We start from the raw sequence: 18,402 nt of genomic DNA on the forward strand, positions 1-18,402 counted from the left end.
CGCATTCCATGGACAAATTACTCATCCGCGGTGGCCGCAGCCTGCAAGGCCAGGTCCGCATCTCCGGCGCCAAGAACGCCGCCCTGCCCGAACTGTGCGCCGCGCTGCTGACGGCCGAGCCTGTCACCCTGACCAATGTGCCGCGCCTGCAGGACGTGGCCACCATGCTGACCCTGATCCGCAACATGGGCGTGACGGCCGAGCGCTCTGAAGACGGCACGGTGAGCATCAATGCCGGCGCCCTGTCGTCACCCGAAGCCCCTTACGAGCTGGTGAAGACCATGCGCGCCTCGGTGCTGGCGCTGGGCCCGCTGCTGGCGCGCTTCGGCGAGGCCACGGTGTCCTTGCCCGGCGGCTGTGCCATCGGTTCGCGCCCGGTGGACCAGCACATCAAGGGCTTGCAGGCCATGGGCGCCGAGATCGTGGTCGAACACGGCTACATGATCGCCAAGCTGCCCAAGGGCTGGACCCGCCTCAAGGGCTGCCATATCACCACCGACATGGTGACCGTCACCGGCACCGAGAACTTTCTGATGGCCGCGGCCCTGGCCGAAGGCGAGACGATTCTGGAAAACGCCGCGCAGGAGCCTGAAATCTCCGATCTGGCTGAGATGCTGATCAAGATGGGCGCGAAGATCGAAGGCCACGGCACGCACCGCATCCGCATCCAGGGTGTGGACAAGCTGCATGGCTGCTGCCACCAGGTGGTGGCGGATCGCATCGAGACCGGCACCTTCCTCTGCGCCGTGGCCGCCACCGGTGGCGACGTGCTGCTGCAGCACGGCCGTGCCGACCATCTGGACGCGGTGATCGACAAGCTGCGCACCGCTGGCGTGACCGTTACGCCCGAGGCCGACGGCATCCGCGTGCAGTCCGCCGGCCCGGCGCACACCCACCTGAAGGCGCAGAGCTTCCGCACCACCGAATACCCGGGCTTTCCCACCGACATGCAGGCCCAGTTCATGGTGCTGAACTGCGTGGCCCAGGGCCCGAGCAAGGTCACCGAGACGATTTTTGAAAACCGCTTCATGCACGTCAACGAGCTGGTGCGCCTGGGCGCGCACATCCAGATCGACGGCAAGGTGGCCGTGACCGAGGGCGTGGCCAAGCTGTCGGGCGCCACCGTGATGGCCACCGACCTGCGTGCCTCCGCCAGCCTGGTGATCGCCGGCCTGGTGGCCGAGGGCGAGACCGTGGTGGACCGCATCTACCACCTGGACCGCGGCTACGACCAAATGGAAGCCAAGCTGCGCGGCATCGGTGCAGACATCGAGCGAGTGAAAGCATGATTACCTTAGCCCTCTCCAAAGGCCGCATCTTTGACGACACGCTGCCGCTGCTGCGCGCCGCCAACATCGAGGTGCTGGACAACCCCGAAACCTCGCGCAAGCTGATCCTGGACACCAACCAGCCCGGCGTGCGCGTGGTGCTGGTGCGCGCCTCCGACGTGCCCACCTATGTGGAAAACGGCGGCGCTGACCTGGGCATCACCGGACGGGACACCTTGATCGAACACGGCGGCCAGGGCATGTACCAGCCGCTGGACCTGCAGATCGCCAAGTGCCGCATCAGCGTGGCGGTGCGCGCCGATTTTGACTACGAACGGGCTGTGAAGCAGGGTTCGCGGCTGCGCGTAGCTACCAAATATGTAGCAATTGCACGCGAATTCTTCGCCGCCAAGGGTGTGCACGTCGATCTGATCAAGCTCTACGGCAGCATGGAGCTGGCGCCGCTGACCGGCCTGGCCGATGCCATCGTGGACCTGGTGTCCACCGGCAACACCCTCAAGGCCAACCACTTGGTGGAGGTCGAGCGCATCATGGACATCAGCTCGCGCCTGGTGGTCAACCAGGCCTCGCTGAAGCTCAAGCAAGCCCCCATCCGTGCCTTGATCGACGCCTTCGCCAAGGCAGTTGCCGAACGCTCTGAAATTTGAAACACCCCCAGGCTACAGCGCAAGCGCTTTTCGCCAACCCCCTTGCAGGGGGCAACACCAGTGGCCCGGCAAAGCCGGTTCCACGGTGTTTGCTGGAAGAGGTGTTAATTGGCTATCGAGGAAGTTTATTGTTATGAATTTTTTAGCTGCTCCCGCCCGTCTTTCCACCGCCAACGCCACTTTTGAGGCCGAATTCAAGGCGCGTCTGCATTGGTCTGCCGAGGCGGATACGGCGATTGAAAAGACTGTCGCCGACATCCTGGCCGATGTGCAGCAACGTGGCGACGCGGCGGTGCTGGAGTACACGAACCGTTTTGACGGCCTGAGCGCGGCTTCGCTGGCGGAGCTGGAGCTGACCCAGGCCGAACTCAAAGCCGCGTTCGACACCATTCCCGCCGCCCAGCGCGACGCCCTGCAGGCGGCAGCCGCCCGCGTGCGCAGCTACCATGAGGCGCAGAAAAAGGCCTCGGGCGAGAGCTGGAGCTACCGCGATGCCGACGGCACCCTGCTAGGCCAGAAGGTCACGCCGCTGGACCGCGTGGGCATCTATGTGCCCGGCGGCAAGGCGGCCTACCCCAGCAGCGTGCTGATGAACGCCATCCCCGCCCACGTGGCCGGCGTGGCCGAGATCATCATGGTCGTGCCAACACCGCGCGGCGAGAAGAACGCCCTGGTGCTGGCCGCCGCCTACGTGGCCGGCGTGACCCGCGCCTACACCATAGGCGGCGCCCAGGCCGTGGCCGCGCTGGCCTATGGCACGGCGACCATCCCCAACGTGCACAAGATCACCGGCCCGGGCAATGCCTATGTGGCCGCCGCCAAGCGCCGCGTCTTCGGCACGGTGGGCATCGACATGATTGCCGGCCCGAGCGAAATCCTGGTGCTGGCCGACGGCACGACGCCGCCCGACTGGGTGGCGATGGACCTGTTCAGCCAGGCCGAGCACGACGAGCTGGCGCAGAGCATTCTGCTGTGCCCCGACGCCGGCTACATCGCCCAGGTGCAGGCCAGCATTGACCGTTTGCTGAATGAGATGCCACGCGCCGAGATCATCGCCAAGTCGCTCAGTGGCCGCGGCGCGCTGATCCACACCCGCAGCATGGAAGAGGCCTGCGAGATCAGCAACCGGATTGCGCCCGAGCATTTGGAAGTCAGCAGCACCGACCCGCACCGCTGGGAGCCGCTGCTCAAGCACGCCGGCGCGATCTTCCTGGGCGCCTACACCAGCGAGAGCCTGGGCGACTACTGCGCCGGGCCGAACCACGTGCTGCCGACATCCGGCACCGCGCGCTTCTCCAGCCCGCTGGGGGTGTACGACTTCCAGAAGCGCAGCAGCATCATCGAGGTCAGCCGGGCTGGTGCCCAGCTATTGGGCCCGATAGCTGCCGAGCTGGCGTATGGCGAAGGTCTGCAAGCCCATGCAAGGGCCGCCGAGATGCGGCTGAATCCCAAGTAAGATTTTTAGGCGTAAAAATAGCGTCTAGTGCAGACTCTATCTGCGCTGGATGCTATCTTTTTTGATAAAAAAGGGGCTTGAAGGTGTCCCTTCCCCCTTCCAGAAACACCGCGGATCTGGCTCCACCAGTCCGCCGGTGTTGCCCCCTGCAAGGGGTGGGCGGAAAGTGCGCAGCACTGGAGCCTGGGGGTGTGCCTATTTTTCCAGTTTGAACTGGGGCGCGTGGGTTTGCAGCCACTGCTCCAGCATCATCAGAATCCAGACCATCTCACCGTAATAACCGGGGTGCTCCTGCAGCCGTTCGCCCAGCAGGCTGTGGATGAACTCCGGGCGCACGATGTTGCGCGTGGCCAGGCTGTTCAGGGCGTCGGTGGCGACCTGCTTCAGGCCGTCGTGGCGCGTCGCCCAGACGCCGAAGGGCAGGCCGAAGCCCTGCTTCTTCTTGGTCAGGATTTCATCGGGCAGGAAGCCGCGCAGCGCTTCCTTGAAGAACCAGCGCAGCTTCAGGCCCTTGAGCTTGTATTCGGTAGGCAGCTTGAGCGAGAACTCCAGCAGGGCTTCGTTCAGCATCGGGAAGCCCACACCCAGGCCGGCCAGGCGGGTCGTGCCGCAAACCTTGGGCAGATCGCTTTCGGCCAGGGTGTAGCGCCAGTCGAAGGCCAGCATGCGGTTCACCTGGCTGTCGGCCTTGGCCTGGGACCAGACGCTGCGTTGCTGCACGGCCGGGCCCTGGATGTCGACCTGGGCGAGGAAGTCGGGCGTCAGCACGTCGTTCACACCCAGGCGCAACAGCAGGTTGTACATCTGCAGCCGGTCCGGCATCGGCACCTTGGCCTGTTCGACGTAGCTGGAGGCCTTGCGCAGCAGGGCGATGCTGCTGTCGGCCGATTTGTCCAGCAGCGGCTCCATCAGTCCGCTGCGCAGCGCCGAGGGCACGACGCCGTACCAGCCGAACACCCGCTGCTTGGCATAGCGGGCGTTGCCGCCGAACAGTTCGTCGCCGCCGTCGCCGGCCAGGATTTTGGTGACGCCATCGTCTTTGGCCACGCGCGAGCAGTAGTACGAGGGCAGGGCGGACGAGTTGCCGAAGGGCTGGTCGTAGGAGCTAGCCACGTTGGCAATGCTGCGCACCAGGTCGTCGGGCGTCACGTAGTACTCGTGGTGCTCGGTCTTGAAGTGGCGTGCGGCCAGGCGCGCGTATTCCATTTCGTCGTAGCCTTCGGCGTCGAAGCCGATGGAGTAGGTGGCGGCTTTTTCTCCGCTCTTGCCGCTGATGTCGCTGAGCATGCCGGCCACGGTGGAGCTGTCGGTGCCGCCGCTCAAAAAGCAGGCGGCTTTGCCACCGTCGAGCTGGGCCGCCACGGCGTTGCGCACCAGGCCGCGGAACTCGTCGCGCAGGGCGTCGAAGGACACATTGCCTTGTTCAGCAAACGTCGGCACCCAGTAGGGCGCTACCGTCAGCTGGCCGTTGTCAAACAGCGCGTAGTGGCCGGGCGGCAGTCGGAACACGCCTTTGAAGATGGTGCGTGGCGAGGGAATCGCGTGGAAGTACAGGTAGTCGAAGATGGCCTGTGGGTCGATCTCGGCGCCATCCGGTCCCTGGGCCAGCGCATCGGCGCGTTCGGCGAAGCGCAGCTGGCCATCGACCACGCGGTAGCAGAGGCTGCGGATGGCAAAGCGGTCCACCGCCAGGAAGGTCCGCCCCGAGGGCTGTTGCAGGCCCACCGCAAAGTCCCCGGTGGCCTGCAGCGCGGCCTTGGCGGCATCCTGGGCGCAAGCTGCCTGCCAGGCGGCGATGGCGCCGTCGGTGCGGGCCAGTTCTGCCAAACGTGCATCTGCAAAGCGGGGGCTGCCAAGTGCCAGAGAAGGGGAGGTCAGGGACATGGGATAGGGCGGTAAAAAAAGAGGGGCCAAACCACAGCAAGCCGGCTCAAGGCGCGGGCGCTTTCAGCTGCTGCATCGCTCCGGGATTATGCGGGGCAATGTCCAGCGCCCGGGTTTGGGCGCTGTGAATATATTCGCGCTGCGGCCGCAAATCCTGGCCGTCGTTGTTGCCCAGGTCGATGGCCTTGCCCAGCACGGCGGCGGTGGAGCGCAGCCGGTAGCTGCCACCGGGCAGGAAGGCGCTGCGATCGACGTTGAAGTTGTTGCGGAAATCCCCCGGGGTAGTGGGTTGCAGGCGCGCCGGGCCGACCAGCAGATTGTTGACCGCCAGCACGCTGTCGGCGCCGGGCTTGATGCGCAGCCAGCTGCCGCCGCTGGGCAGATCGTCGACCAGGGTGTTGTTCACCAGGTACAGCTGGTTGCTCGGCCATACATAGCCTTCGGCGCCGAAGGAAATGACAGCCGGGTTCTCGGTCAGCGGGCCTTGCTGGACGATATTGCCCAGCACCACAGCCACGCCGCCATTCGGGAACTCCAGCTCGTAGCTGGCGCTGCCGCCGTCGTCCGTCAACCGGTTGTACAGGATGTGGCTGAGCGCGGCCCGGCTTTTCAGCAAATGGCCGGTTTGCGCGTGGTGGAAGTAGCTGCCGGTCACCGTGGCATGGGCGATGCGGCCTATGTACAGATTGTGGTTGTGGCCGTCGGGGCGGTTGTTGTGGGCGAACTCGCTGTTTTCCACCTCCAGTACGGCCTGGCCGTCGTTGTTGGTCAGCAAGCCCATCTCGTTGTAGGTAAACGAGCAGTCGCGCACCAGCAGCCGGCCGGATTCAAAGCGTATGCCCGCGCCGTTGCGGCTGGGCACGCGCGCGTCCGAGAAGTCGAAGCCCTCGACGCTGAACTGGGCCGAGCGCACCACCCAGATGCCCTTGCCCTCGGCGGCCTGGCCGTCGGCGCGCAAACGCACCCGACCCCCCACGGCGCGCAGGCGGATGTTGGCCTGGGTCCATACCGCCACATCGCCCAGGTAGTCGCCCGCATCTACATCAATAATGGTGTTGTCGCCCGCCAGCTTTGCGGAAGCAGCTATTGTTTTGATAGTGCGCAGCGGGCCGACCTGCAGCGTCTTGAATCCTTCGTCGGCGCTGGCAGCGCTGCACAGCAGCAGGGCCGCAACCAGCAGGCCGATGCGGCGAAGAAGGCGGGTGGGGGCAGGCAGTGGCATAAGTACCGGGCATTCTGCCGCAAGGCCCGGCCTGCTTCCCCCGTATGATCCTGCAGCCAAGAACAACCCAGGGTTCCGTGTGAAAACAGTTTTGATGATCGCCTACCACTTCCCGCCGCTGGCGGGCAGCAGCGGCATACAGCGCACCTTGCGGTTCGTGCAGCACTTGCCGGCCTTGGGTTGGCGCCCCATCGTGCTGACGGCCGACCCGCGCGCCTACGAGCGCACCAGCCCCGATTTGTTGGACGACGTGCCCACGGCCACGGTGGTGCGCCGGGCTTTTGCGCTGGACACCGCGCGGCATTTGAACATCCAGGGCCGCTACATGGGCTGGATGGCCCGGCCCGACCGCTGGATCAGCTGGCGCTTCGACGCGGTGCGCCAGGGCCTGCAGCTGGTGAAAGAGTTCAAGCCCGATGCCATCTGGTCGACCTATCCGATCGCCACCGCGCATGTGATCGGCCAGCAGCTGCACAAGAAGACCGGCCTGCCCTGGGTGGCCGACTTCCGCGACCCGATGGCGCAGGACGGCTACCCGGCCGACCCCGACACCTGGCGCAGCTACCAGCGCATCGAGCAGGAAGCGGTGGAAGACGCGAGCCGCAGCGTATTCACCACCCCCGGCGCCGCCCAGATGTACCGCGAACGCTATCCCCAGGCCGCCAGCCGCATTACCGTGCTGGAGAACGGCTATGACGAGGAAAGCTTTGCGCACGCCGCTGTGGCGCCGTCCAGCCCGCTGGCGGCCGACCAGCCGGTGGTCCTGCTGCACAGCGGCATCGTCTACCCGTCGGAGCGCGACCCGACCCAGCTGTTGGCCGCGCTGCAGCGCCTGCGCGCCGCCGGGGATTTGCAGCCCGCGCAGCTGCGCATCCGCTTCCGCGCCTCGGCCCACGACGATCTGTTGACCGGCCTGGCCAGCCAGTACGGCGTGCAAGACTTCATCGAGCTGTGCCCCGCCGTGCCCTACCGAGAAGCCCTGGCCGAGATGCTGTCCGTCGACGCCTTGCTGGTCATGCAGGCCAGTAACTGCAACGCACAAATCCCCGCAAAGATTTACGAATACCTGCGCGCCGGCCGGCCGATACTCGGGCTGACGGATCCACAGGGCGATACCGCGGGTGTGCTGCGCGGCGCCGGCCTGGACGCGATGGCGCGCATCGATTCGGTGGACGAGATCGCCGCGCTGCTGCCCCGTTTTGTGGCCGCCGTGCGGGCCCAGAGCGTGCGGCTGCCCGATCCGGCGGCGGTGCAGAACGCCTCGCGCCAGGGGCGTTCCAAGGCATTTGCCGATTTGCTGGCCGAGGTGGTGGGCAGCCCCTGAGGCTGCAAGCACCCTGAGGGAGGACGGGAGAGAGACAAGAACGAGCTTGCTTGTGCCAGGGGGCTGATTTTTTGGGGTTGTTTCCCATGCGTTCAAAAAATACCTGTTTGGTGTGCGGCGAAGCCAGTGCGCCCTTGTTCGAAAACCTGGTCCTGGGCCGCTACCCGGTGGCGTATTTCCAGTGCCAGAGCTGCGGCCTGGTGCAGACCGAGCACCCCTACTGGCTGGACGAGGCCTATGGCGCGGCCATTTCCTCGCTGGATGTGGGCATGGTCGGACGGAATATCTTTCTGTCCCACAAGGCGGCGCAGACGATTGCCGCGGTGTTCGACCCCGGTGCGCGCTTTCTTGACTATGCCGGCGGCTACGGCCTGTTTGTGCGCATGATGCGCGACAAGGGCTTTGACTTCTACCGCCAGGACCGCTACTGCAGCAACATCTTTGCCCAGCACCTGGACCTGAAGGACCTGGAGCCGCATGCGCGCTTCGAGCTGGTCACAGCCTTCGAGGTGTTCGAGCACCTGGTGGACCCGGTGGCCGAGGTGCGGCAGCTGTTTGACTATGCGGACTCGGTGCTGTTCTCCACCGTGCTGGTTCCCGAGGGCGAACCGCTCCAAAAAGACTGGTGGTACCTTGTGCCCGAAACCGGGCAGCACATCGTGTTTTTTACCGTCCGCGCGTTGGAGCTGTTGGCGCAGCAACTGGGTTGCCGGTTTTTCTCCAACCACGCCGATCTGCACCTGCTCACCCGGCGCGACATCGCCGACCCGTTTGCCGAAAAAAAGAAACCGATCTCGGTGCGGGTGGCCGAGAAATACCTGCGCTGGGCCATGCCCTCTGACCTGCAGGGCAAGAGCCTGCTGGCGCAGGATTTTGAAGCCGCACGGCAGCGCGCCAGCCAGCGGGCTGCGCCGTCCGAGCGGCGCTGAACTACCGGTTGCGCCTTAGAGCGGCTAACAAAAGGCTGTCATCGTCAAATGCACGTCCTCCGTTTGACGCGGCATGGAAAACAACAGAAACAAAGAAATCAGCACGGGGCAGTACTAAAGAATTGAGCCCTTGCTGCCGTCGTAGCCGTAGCGGTTGGCACCCAGCTGCGCAGCTTGCCCGGGTTGAGCAGCCCCTGCGGATCGAAACGCTGTTTGGTGCTGACCACGGCCGGGTCCAGGTTGTTCTGCTTGCCGTCCTCCACGATGTATACATGCGGGTTGTTGATCTGTACGCCATGGTCACGGTAGATCTGCATGATCTGGTTCAGGCGTTCTTCGGTGGTGTAGCGGATGATTTGCAGGCCGCTGCAGTTGAAAGCTCCCTCCTTGGTGCGCAGGAACTCCAGGTGCATCATCACCTCGCCCTTTAGCGCTGCTTCCAGGGCCTTCACCTGTTGGAGGCGGTGCATGGGGTTGAACCCGCTCTGGATGTAGGTGAGGCTCTTGTCCACCTTCAGTGCATGGAGGGTGGTGTGGTTCCAGGTGTATTCCAGTAGCGTCTTGTGGCTTTGCGCCACTTCTTCCGCCGTCTTGCGGTAGGTAATGGCTCCACCCAACGGGGCGGCCATGTCGCGCATGCCGGCCTCGGAATGCGGCGCCACGAGCAGCATCACCGCGTGGCAGCCTTTGGGCAGGTGCTCGGCAAGACTGGTGAAATAGTCGGGGATGGGTGCGGCCACGAAGCACACTTCTTTCTTCTCCAGGCCCGGTGCGCTGCCGAAGCGGTCGGCGAACTCCAGTGCTGCATCGAACTGCTCGAAGGCGACGATGCACTCCGTCCAAGCCACTGCAGGGGTGAGCGCAACTTCCAGCTCCAGCACGATGCCATTGGTGCCATAGGTGTGGTGCAGCAGCATGGCCTCGGGGCCGCGTAGTTCGACGACCTGGGGCTCGGGCTCCACCGTCATCGCGCGTACCGCCAGCACGTTTCCGGGCGCGGCCAGCGGGCCGTGGTTGATCGAGCCTGCGCCCCCAAAGCCACCGCCAAACAGCCCGCCCAGCGTTGCGCTGCGGTAGGTGGAGGGCAGCCAGCGCAGCTCCTGTCCCAGAGGTTTGGTCTGCGCGTCAAAGTCCGCCAGGCGGATGCCCGCCTGCGCGCGGCCTACGCCGCCGCGCACCCAGCCAAAGCTGTTGTAGCCGGAAAGGTCCAGGATCACCCCGCCGTGCAATGGGGTGCTCTGGCCGTAGTTGCCGGTGCCGCTGCCGCGCACGGTGAGGGGGATCTGCGCGCGGGCGCAGGCCGCCACCACCTGGCGGATCTCATCCTCGGTGCGCGGACGCACCGCCATGTCGCCGCGCTTGCCGGCCAGGTCGCGCTTGAGCACGGGGCTGAACCAGGCGAAATCCTGCGACAGGCGACCCACGCGCAGCGGGTCGGCAATCCAGTCCAGGCCGGGTAATAGTTCGGGCAACTGGTGGGCTGGGGTGGTGTTGGTAGTGGTCATGGTGTGTCTCTCATGGATGAATCGGCCTCGTTGGGCAAAAAGGGGCCTCCCACCGCGCATATGGCGCGGCGTGGTGGCGGGATATTTGGGGCTCAGTCCTGCGAGTTTTCGCTGGCGTGCCAGCTTCCGAGAGCCAGGCGGGTCAGCCAGGCCATCAGCACGAACAGCGCCACGCCGGTGAGCGAGATCAGCAGCAGCGCGGCAAACATGCGCGGGATATTGAGCTGAAAGCCGGCCTGCAGGATCTGGTAGGCCAGGCCCGCACCCGTGCCACCTGTGCCGGCAACGAATTCGGCCACCACGGCACCGATTAGTGCCAGCCCGCTGGAGATGCGCAGCCCGCCAAAAAAGTAGGGCAGTGCACTCGGGATGCGCAGGCGCACCAGGGTTTGCAGCCGTGTAGCGCGGTTGAGCTTGAAGTAGCTTTGCAGGTCAGGCTCCACGCTGCGCAGGCCTAGTGTGGTGTTGCTGATGATGGGAAACAGCGCCACAAGCGCCGCACAGACCACCATCGATGCCATCGGGTCCTTCACCCAGATGATGATCAGCGGCGCCACGGCCACGATGGGCGTGACCTGCAGCAGCACGGCGTAGGGGAACAAAGCCGTCTCGATGCGCTTGCTCTGCACAAACAAAAACGAAATCAATACCCCGGCCACCGTGGCCACGCCGAAGGCCAGCACGGTGATCTTGACAGTGACCCACAGCGAGGCGCCTAGCGCAGCCCAGTCGGTGAACAGAGTCTTCATCATCAGCAACGGAGAAGGCACCAAGTAGGGGGGCAGCTCCAGCCCCGTAACCAGGCCTTGCCATAGCGCAATCAGCACCAGGCCCACCAGCAGCGGGTACACGACACGCTGCACGCGGGGCTGCGCCATGAGCGGGATGCGCCGTGCGGCGGCCCGGTGCGGTGCCGGCGCGCGGGTGGGCTGTGCGCTGCGCGCGCTGCGGGGTGGCGCCACGGGGGTGGCAGATGCTATGGGAAAGGGTGTGCTCATGCCAGGGCCTCATCGGTGTCTGCGCTGGCGCGCAGCAGGCTGTCTTGCAGCAGCTTGGCGTAGCGACTGAATTCGGGCGACACCATGAAGTCGGCCGTGCGGGGGTAGGGCGCGTCGATGTGGAACTCTTCCACCACGCGGCCTGGACGGGCGGCCATCATGACCACGCGATTCGACAGGAATACCGCTTCGTGGATCGAGTGCGTCACGAAAATCACCGTCAGTTTTTTCTTGCGCCACAGGTCCAGCAGGTCGGCGTCGAGCTTGTGGCGCGTGATTTCGTCCAGCGCACCAAAGGGCTCGTCCATGAGCAGCAAGTCCGGCTGGGTCACCAGGCCGCGCGCGATAGACACGCGCATCTGCATGCCGCCCGACAATGCACGGGGTAACGCGGTCGCAAACTTCGACAGCCCCACGAGCGCCAGCGCCTCGGCCACGCGGGCATCGGACTCCGGGCGTGGTACGCCCGCCAGGTCCAGCGGCAGGCGCACATTGGTCTGCACACTGGCCCAAGGCATGAGGGTGGGCGACTGGAAAACGAAAGCCATCTTCTTGCCGCTTTCTTCCAGCTGCGCCACGGGCTTGCGCCACAGCTGCAGCCGGCCGTCGGTGGGCTCCAGCAGGCCCGCCACCATTTTGAGCAGCGTGCTCTTGCCGCAGCCCGAAGGGCCAAGCAGGGTGACGAATTCGCCTTCCTGGATGGTCAGATCCACCGGCAGCAGGGCCTGCGTGCCGTTGGGGTAGGTCTTCTCGGCCGAAAGGACCTGCACGGCCGGCGTGGCGCGGTGGGGCGCAGAAGGAGAGGGCTCAGCGGAACTCATGGTGTCGCCTTTCGATGGATGCGGCCGGCCCCGCCAAATGGGCAGGGCAGCGACCGCTGTTTCAGGGCAGGACGGGCTTACGGCAGGACCTTCAGGTCCTTGACGAAGCTGGTCGTGTACGTTTCGGCTAGCTTGACCTTGGCAGGGTCTATGAGCTTGGACTCCACCAAGAAGTCGTAGCTCGCCTTGGCGCGCGCATCGGTCATGGTTCCGATGCCCAGGCCGGCCGCGTCGCCGCCAGTGACCATGCCCATCTCCTTGAGTTTGGCCACGCTGTAGGCCAGCTGTTCGTCGGTCATGTTGGGGTTGTCCTTCTTGATGAGGGCGTTGGCAGGGGCCGGGTCGGCCAGGTAGCTCTTCCAGCCTTCCATCGACGCTTTCACGAACGAGGCCACGGCGGCGCTGCGGTCCTTCAGGGTCTTGTCCATGCACGACACCGTGGTGGCGTAGGCGGGGTAGCCCTGGTCGCTGAACATCAACGTGTTGGCCTTCACTCCGGCCTTGGCGATGGCGAAGGGCTCGGACGTGAGGTAGCCCTGCTGGGCCGTGTTCTTGTCGGCCACGAAGGGCTGGATGTTGAAGGTGTAGGGGCGCGTCTGCGAATCGCTGAAACCGTACTTGGCCTTGAGCCACGGCCAGTAACCGCGCTGCGCGGCCGAGGCGATCAGGATAGTCTTGCCCTTGAGGTCTTCGAACTTCTTCACGTCCTCATGTGCGATCAGCACCTGCGGGTCTTTCTGGAACACGGCGGCCACGGTGGTCACGGGCACGCCGCCCTCGCGCATTTGGATCATCTGCAGGTCGCTGGAGCCCATCACGCATTCGGCCTGGCCTGCTGCCATCATCTGCACGATGTTGACCTGCGGGCCGCCCATCTTGATGGTCACGTCCAGGCCGTACTTCTTGTACAGGCCCGTGGCCAGCGCCTGGTAGAAGCCACCGTGCTCGGCCTGCGCGTACCAATTGGTCATGTAGGTGAATTTTTCCTGCGCGTGCGCGGTGCCCGACATGGTGACGAATGCACCTAGAGCGAGCAGGGCGGTTGCACCAGGTTTGTAAAGGCGGGAGGCAGTCTTTTTCATCATGGCAGTACTCCGGTAGGGTGGTGGGAGGGGGCGGAACGGGGTTCAGGAAACGATGGGGGTGCGGGGATTTCGCAGTTTTCAGGCGAGTGCGGACGAGGCCTCCACATGGCCGGTGTGGTTGGCGCGGCCCCAGGTGGACTCGGGGCGTGCGGCCCACTGAAGGTGGTGCAGCTCGGTGATGGCGGCGGCCCAACTCACGGCCAGCGAATCGAGGATGGCGTGGCCCTGCTCGGCTGTGGCGGGCAGCGGGTCGCCGATGATGCCGCTGGGGCCGAAGTCGCGCGCGCTCCAGGCGCAAGCTGGGCGGCCGTCGGGCGAAAGCAAGGGTGACTCGAAGACGGGCGGGTAGTTGACTACCGCGCGCTCCATGTGCACGGTGTCGGGTGCCAGGGCCAGCATCAGCGCCGTCTCTGCGTGGCCGGCGTGCATGGCGAGCTTCTTTTCCTTGTCCGACAGGTATTTGCCTGCCACGTGCGGCACGCGCCAGGTGAAGCTGGGCACGACGATGAAGTCGCCATGGCGCAGGCGCAACTCGCGTGCGCACATCTCCATCACCTGCGGCTGGCCGCCGTGGCCGTTGACGAACAGCAGCTTGCGAAAGCCCGCGCGGTAGACCGACTCGCCCACCTCGTTCATGGTGGCCAGCAGGGTCTCGCCGCTGAGAGTGACGGTGCCCGGAAAGTGCAAGTGCTCCTCCGACTTGCCGTAGGTGATGGGCGCCATGGCAAACGCGGGCACCTCGGCCGGCAGGCGGGCCAGGGCATGGCCGACCACGCCCGCGCTGATCACGGTGTCGACCGCGCAAGGCAGGTGGGGGCCATGCTGCTCGGTGGCGCCCGTGGGCAGCACGATGACCGTGTTCTCCTTGTCTGGCAGGTCGACGATCTCGGTCCAGCTCAGATAGGGCAGGTAGCGGTGGGGCGGGTTGTAGCCATGCAGCATGGGGTGGGGTCTTTCGTTGATGGGGAAGGTCGCTAGCGCTGAGGCAGATAGGCGGTGGCCTCTACCTCGATGAGGATGTCGGGGGTGGGCAGCACTCCGCTAACCTCGACCACGGTGGATGCCGGTGGTTCGCCCGGGAAGAACAGCTTGCGCACCCGGCTGTACTGGGGAAAGTGGTCCAGGTTCTTGAAGTACTGCACCAGCTTGATCACGTCGGACATCTGCCCGCCCGCTGCTTCGATGGTCTGGCGGATGCGGTCCAGTACATACCAGCTTTGCGCCAGGATCGGGCCTTCCTTGATGTCGCTGCTGAACTCGCCGGTACGGCCAATCAGCGTGGCTGCGTCGTCGGGGATGTCGGCATAGCCGCGCACGATGCGGCTGGCGGCGGGGTCCACGGCAATGATTCCTGAGAGGAACACCATGTCGCCTGCGCGGCGCCACGCGGCGTAGCGGGCCAATGGCTGGGCGATGCCTGGGGTGTTCATGCCATGCTCCTTTGGGATTGGGTTTGGGCCACATGCCAGTTGGCAGAGGGATGGCCGCTGGTGACGCGGCCGTGGCGCAGCACCACACGGGCGTGTGTGCGCGACGGGAAACCCCAGTGGTCGGCTTGGGTGAACACCAGCAGATCGGCCGGCTCATCTGCCTGCAGTGGCAGTATGGGGGCGCCCCGGCGCAGCCAGTCAGTGCGACACAGCGATTCGGACCATTGGTCAAACGGTGCGTCCAATTGCGCAGCCAGCACCCCGGAGGCCAGTGCTTCCAGTGGGTCAAAGCTGCCCACGGGGCAGAACGGGTCTTGCACGTTGTCGCTGGCCACCAGCACGGGGATGCCGCGTGCGCGGGCTTCTTTCACCAGCGTCAGGCCGCGCTGGCGCGGCGTGCGCCCGGTGGTGGCGTCCTGCAGCAGCAAATTGGTGATGGGCAGGGTGACCAGGGTGATGGGCACCTGTGCCACAGCATCCAGCGTGGCGAAGGCCGTGGCTTCGTTCTGCGCTGCTAAGGCGCAGGTGTGGCCACACACCACATGGCCTTCAAACCGCAGTTCTTTCAGCAGTGCTGCCGTGGTGGCCAGGCCTTGGGCGCCCGGGTGCAGCTCTTCGTCCACGTGCAGGTCCACATTCAGGCCATGGTGCTGTGCGGCCTGGAACAGGTTGCGCAGAGCTTGCGGGTTCCAGTTGGTGGAGTGCACAAAGCCGCCCAGCAAGGCGCCCGGGCCGCTGGAAGCCACGGTGGCGGCCAGCTGCATGGCGGTGGCGCGTTCGGCGTACAGGTGCAGGGGGATCAGGGCCACGCGCTCCAGCACCAGGCGGTCGGCCCATTCGTGCGCCAGTTCGCGCAGCACGTGCCAGGCCAACGGGCGGGCCCCGGGCTCCCACCAATCGCAGTGGGTGCGCAGGTGTATGGTGCCGGCCTCGTAGGCCCATTGCAGGGCGCGGCTGGCACGGGCGCGGATGTCGGCCTCGGTCCAGCCCTGGCGGTCCACCATCATGGCCTCGATGGCGCCCAGCAGGCCGGGCTTGACCGTGCCCATGCGGGGCAGGGTGAATGCCTTGTCCAGGTGGGTGTGGGCGTCCACCAGGCCGGGCAGCACCAAGGCGCCGGCCAGGTCCCAGGTGCTGCCTTCCGGCAGCGCACGGGAGGGGGCGTGCGGGGCCATTGCTTCCACACGGCCGTAGGCCAGGTGCAGGTCGGCCAGCGCGGGCTGGTCGCCGTGCATGGGCCACGGGCGGGGCAGCAGCCAGCGCGGCAGGCGGGCGTTCAAGATATGGTCGGGGGCGTTGGAGGCGAGCATGCCGGTCCCCTTACGCGAAGCGCGCCATGGTCTGGCCCACGCGGGTCTTGAAGGCTTCAAGGCGCGTGGGCGTGGCCACATTCATGTGGTAGTAGGCGTGGTAGTCCACCCGCGCCTTACCGCCCGTAAGCAGACGAAGGTAGCGGGTGATGGATTTACGCGGTGGGTCGCCCATGAGCATGGCCGTCCAGCGCGCGCGCCCGTAGGTGACCACGGCGGAAATGCGCTTGATGTGCGTGAGCGAGGGCTTGACGTTCTGCGGGTCGCTGATGTCGAAGGCCACACCGGGCATCAGCACGCGGTCGAAAAAACCCTTGAGCATGGCCGGCATGCCAAAGCACCAGGTGGGAAAGCAGAACACCACGGCCTCGGCCTTGAGCAGACGGTCCACGTAGCCCTGCACGGGTAGGCGGTTGCTGGGCACCTCGTGGTAGCCCAGGCGCTCCTCGCGGCTCAGCACGGGGTTGAAGTCCTCGGCGTACAGGTCGCAGTCGTCTACCTCGTGGCCCGCCGCGCGCAGGTTTCGCACCACCTCGGCATGCAGGGCTGCGTTGTAGCTGGTTTCCACCGGGTGGCAATAGATCACGAGGATGCGCATGGCGGGCTACCTATGGCTGGGGTCAGAGGTCGAGCGTGAGGGAGGGGCCGTGGCTACGGGCGCAGCACACTGCTACATGGGTCAGTTGCTCTTCGGCGCTTAGGCAACTGTCTCGGTGGTCGGGGGTACCTGTGAGCCAGCGCGTGGCGCAGGTGCCGCACACGCCCTGCTCGCACAGCGTGTCGATGGCGATGCCGGCGAGCTGCAGTACGTCGGCCATGCTTTCGCCGGGCGCCACGGGCAGCCGTATCTGGCTGCGCGCGAGCACCAGTTCAAAAGCCTGTTCGGTGGCGGGCAGAGGGACTGCCGTGGCTGAGATTTGCATGTTTGACCATTTGATTTGATCGATTGGTCAAACTATTGCAAATGGCGTGCCAGCAAGGCCTGGTGCGGGTTTGCGCGCGGCGCAGGGGGTACGCCGGGGCTTCAAAGAGGTTTGTGGACCGGATGGGTGCCCACAAGCGGGCATCTGTCTTTAATCTGGTGCAAGGCCGCAGCCCAGCAGCACAAAAGTGGTGAGCTCGCGCACGACAGGTTCACGGTCGATGGCTTCGTCGGGCGCAAGGCCCAGCATGATGTGCACCTGCACGCCGTAGTCGGCGTAGTGCTGCGTCATCCCCCAGATCTGCATGAGCAGCACCGTGGGGTTGACGGCGCGCATGCGGCCCTCGGCAATCCAGCGGTTGATCAGTTCCACCTTCTGCTGGGTGGACTTCACGGCCACGGGCCAGTATTTGCCCAGGTTACGCCCGCCGCCGAGCACCTCAGTGGTAAAGATGCGCGACAGGCCCGGGTTGTCCAGTGCGTAGTCGAGCTTCTTGCGCACGTAGCTGGTGAGTACCTTTTTGGGGTCGTCACTGTTGCTGTCAAAGATGAAGGCGCCGGACCAGCCATTGAGCACCGAATACAGCAGCTCTTCATAGAGCTCTTCCTTGCTGCTGATGTAGTAGTGCAGCTGGGGCTTGGTCAGCCCGGCACGTTCGGCAATGGCTTTGGTGGATGCGCCCTTGAAGCCATGGCGGCTGAACTCGGCGATCGCGGCTTCGCGGATGGCGTCGAGGATGCGTTCACGGCCTTGTTTGACGCGGTTCAGGAGTGCTCCGGATGGGGCATTGGCTTCAGGTTCGGTCATGGACGGGGGGCGCAAGGGTTGAAGGGGAGCGGACAGAGACGGTGCCGATTCTGCCCGCTTCACGTTTTCCAGAAACCGATGTGGGGAACGCTTGCCTCATCGATCAGGGTCGGGCCTATGCACTCGATGGGATGGGGGGATGCCGCGAACACGTCGCGGCAGGACAGCTCTGCATCGCGCTGTTCTGCCCGCTCGCCGCGAAAAACCCGCAGGCGCACGGCATCAATGCCAAACACCACGCGTCCTATGCCAGACCAAAATATGGCGCCCGCGCACATCACGCACGGCTCTGCTGACGAGTACAGAGTGGCCCGGGCCAGGGTGTCGCGGCCCACACGTGGGCTGAGCTGGCGCACGGCATTGGTTTCGGCATGGCCTGTGCAGTCGCCAGTTTCAGTGGTGTTGCAGTAGGCCTCGGCAAGCAGTTCGCCGCCAGCACCAATGACCACAGCGCCAAACGGGCGGTTGCCGCGCGCGCGCGCCGTGCAGGACCAGGCGATGGCCTGGCGCAGATAGGTGCCATCGGTGTCATTGCTGAGCGTGGTTTCTGTGGGTGGTGCAGACGTGAGGGCGGGCATGGGGAGTCTCCGTTGGTGGGGTGATGGCGGGCTTGTTTGTGCAACGGTAGGCGTCTGCGTACCCGCCGTTGCGGGTGTTTTTGCTATGCATTTGGCATGCTGTATGGACCGGGTACCTAGGTAACAGGTGTGCGAGGACATAGTAAACACATAGCTCATGGTTTGCCCAGCGTATTCATATCCAGATGCATGAG

18 protein-coding genes are annotated in these 18,402 nt (G+C 65.2%); 5 read left to right on the forward strand and 13 right to left on the reverse strand.

The window, feature by feature from the left end:
- Nucleotides 1-8: 8 nt before the first annotated feature.
- The 3 genes from murA (at nt 9) to hisD (ending at nt 3,392) form a co-directional block, all read left to right on the forward strand.
- Nucleotides 9-1,289 carry a UDP-N-acetylglucosamine 1-carboxyvinyltransferase gene (murA, locus tag J2X19_RS24140; RefSeq protein ID WP_310377032.1) on the forward strand — a complete coding sequence of 427 codons (1,281 nt, stop codon included), beginning with the start codon at nt 9-11 and terminating at the stop codon, nt 1,287-1,289.
- Nucleotides 1,286-1,936: an ATP phosphoribosyltransferase gene (hisG, locus tag J2X19_RS24145; protein WP_310377033.1), complete on the forward strand. Its 651-nt coding sequence runs from the start codon at nt 1,286-1,288 to the stop codon at nt 1,934-1,936. Before murA ends, hisG begins: the two co-directional genes overlap by 4 nt.
- 133 nt (nt 1,937-2,069) lie before the next feature.
- Nucleotides 2,070-3,392, forward strand: coding sequence for a histidinol dehydrogenase (gene hisD, locus J2X19_RS24150; RefSeq protein ID WP_310377034.1), 1,323 nt, complete (start codon nt 2,070-2,072; stop codon nt 3,390-3,392).
- A 195-nt stretch (nt 3,393-3,587) separates the two neighbouring features.
- Here hisD and J2X19_RS24155 read toward each other — a convergent pair whose 3' ends face one another.
- Nucleotides 3,588-5,276, reverse strand: coding sequence for an asparagine synthetase B family protein (locus J2X19_RS24155; protein ID WP_310377035.1), 1,689 nt, complete (start codon nt 5,274-5,276; stop codon nt 3,588-3,590).
- A gap of 46 nt (nt 5,277-5,322) precedes the next feature.
- Nucleotides 5,323-6,498, reverse strand: coding sequence for a hypothetical protein (locus J2X19_RS24160; RefSeq protein ID WP_310377036.1), 1,176 nt, complete (start codon nt 6,496-6,498; stop codon nt 5,323-5,325).
- Between the two features lie 79 nt (nt 6,499-6,577).
- On the opposite strand from J2X19_RS24160, the gene J2X19_RS24165 reads away from it, so the two are divergent.
- Both J2X19_RS24165 and J2X19_RS24170 read left to right on the forward strand, forming a co-directional pair.
- Complete coding sequence (locus J2X19_RS24165; protein ID WP_310377037.1) at nt 6,578-7,822, forward strand: glycosyltransferase; 1,245 nt, start codon at nt 6,578-6,580, stop codon at nt 7,820-7,822.
- 86 nt (nt 7,823-7,908) lie between these two features.
- Complete coding sequence (locus tag J2X19_RS24170; protein ID WP_310377038.1) at nt 7,909-8,751, forward strand: class I SAM-dependent methyltransferase; 843 nt, start codon at nt 7,909-7,911, stop codon at nt 8,749-8,751.
- A gap of 98 nt (nt 8,752-8,849) precedes the next feature.
- Here J2X19_RS24170 and J2X19_RS24175 read toward each other — a convergent pair whose 3' ends face one another.
- The 11 genes from J2X19_RS24175 to J2X19_RS24225 all read right to left on the reverse strand — a co-directional run bounded on the left by J2X19_RS24175 (nt 8,850) and on the right by J2X19_RS24225 (nt 18,208).
- The gene (locus J2X19_RS24175) at nt 8,850-10,256 is read right to left on the reverse strand and encodes an FAD-binding oxidoreductase (protein WP_310377039.1); all 1,407 of its coding nucleotides are present in this window, start codon (nt 10,254-10,256) and stop codon (nt 8,850-8,852) included.
- A 92-nt stretch (nt 10,257-10,348) separates the two neighbouring features.
- The gene (locus J2X19_RS24180) at nt 10,349-11,254 is read right to left on the reverse strand and encodes an ABC transporter permease (RefSeq protein ID WP_310377040.1); all 906 of its coding nucleotides are present in this window, start codon (nt 11,252-11,254) and stop codon (nt 10,349-10,351) included.
- Nucleotides 11,251-12,075 (reverse strand): ABC transporter ATP-binding protein, encoded by an 825-nt coding sequence (locus J2X19_RS24185; protein ID WP_310377041.1) that lies wholly within the window; start codon nt 12,073-12,075, stop codon nt 11,251-11,253. Before J2X19_RS24185 ends, J2X19_RS24180 begins: the two co-directional genes overlap by 4 nt.
- 77 nt (nt 12,076-12,152) lie before the next feature.
- Nucleotides 12,153-13,157, reverse strand: a complete 1,005-nt coding sequence (locus tag J2X19_RS24190; protein WP_310377052.1) for an ABC transporter substrate-binding protein — start codon at nt 13,155-13,157, stop codon at nt 12,153-12,155.
- Nucleotides 13,158-13,238: 81 nt separating this feature from the next.
- A complete protein-coding gene (locus tag J2X19_RS24195) occupies nt 13,239-14,102 on the reverse strand; it encodes a creatininase family protein (protein WP_310377042.1) in 864 nt (287 codons plus the stop codon).
- Between the two features lie 32 nt (nt 14,103-14,134).
- A complete protein-coding gene (locus J2X19_RS24200) occupies nt 14,135-14,590 on the reverse strand; it encodes a RidA family protein (protein WP_310377043.1) in 456 nt (151 codons plus the stop codon).
- Complete coding sequence (locus J2X19_RS24205) at nt 14,587-15,900, reverse strand: amidohydrolase family protein (RefSeq protein WP_310377044.1); 1,314 nt, start codon at nt 15,898-15,900, stop codon at nt 14,587-14,589. The genes J2X19_RS24200 and J2X19_RS24205 overlap by 4 nt, the downstream gene beginning before the upstream one ends.
- A 10-nt stretch (nt 15,901-15,910) precedes the next feature.
- Nucleotides 15,911-16,498: an NAD(P)H-dependent oxidoreductase gene (locus tag J2X19_RS24210; RefSeq protein ID WP_310377045.1), complete on the reverse strand. Its 588-nt coding sequence runs from the start codon at nt 16,496-16,498 to the stop codon at nt 15,911-15,913.
- Nucleotides 16,499-16,520: 22 nt separating this feature from the next.
- Nucleotides 16,521-16,823 (reverse strand): 2Fe-2S iron-sulfur cluster-binding protein, encoded by a 303-nt coding sequence (locus J2X19_RS24215; protein ID WP_310377046.1) that lies wholly within the window; start codon nt 16,821-16,823, stop codon nt 16,521-16,523.
- Between the two features lie 150 nt (nt 16,824-16,973).
- Nucleotides 16,974-17,630, reverse strand: a complete 657-nt coding sequence (locus J2X19_RS24220; RefSeq protein WP_116605735.1) for a TetR/AcrR family transcriptional regulator — start codon at nt 17,628-17,630, stop codon at nt 16,974-16,976.
- Nucleotides 17,631-17,689: 59 nt separating this feature from the next.
- Entirely contained in the window at nt 17,690-18,208 is a 519-nt protein-coding gene (locus J2X19_RS24225) for a nucleoside deaminase (RefSeq protein WP_310377047.1), read from the reverse strand.
- Nucleotides 18,209-18,402: the final 194 nt, after the last annotated feature.

Source organism: Rhodoferax ferrireducens (genome assembly GCF_031458075.1).
In the GTDB taxonomy this organism is placed as follows: domain Bacteria; phylum Pseudomonadota; class Gammaproteobacteria; order Burkholderiales; family Burkholderiaceae_C; genus Rhodoferax_B; species Rhodoferax_B ferrireducens_A.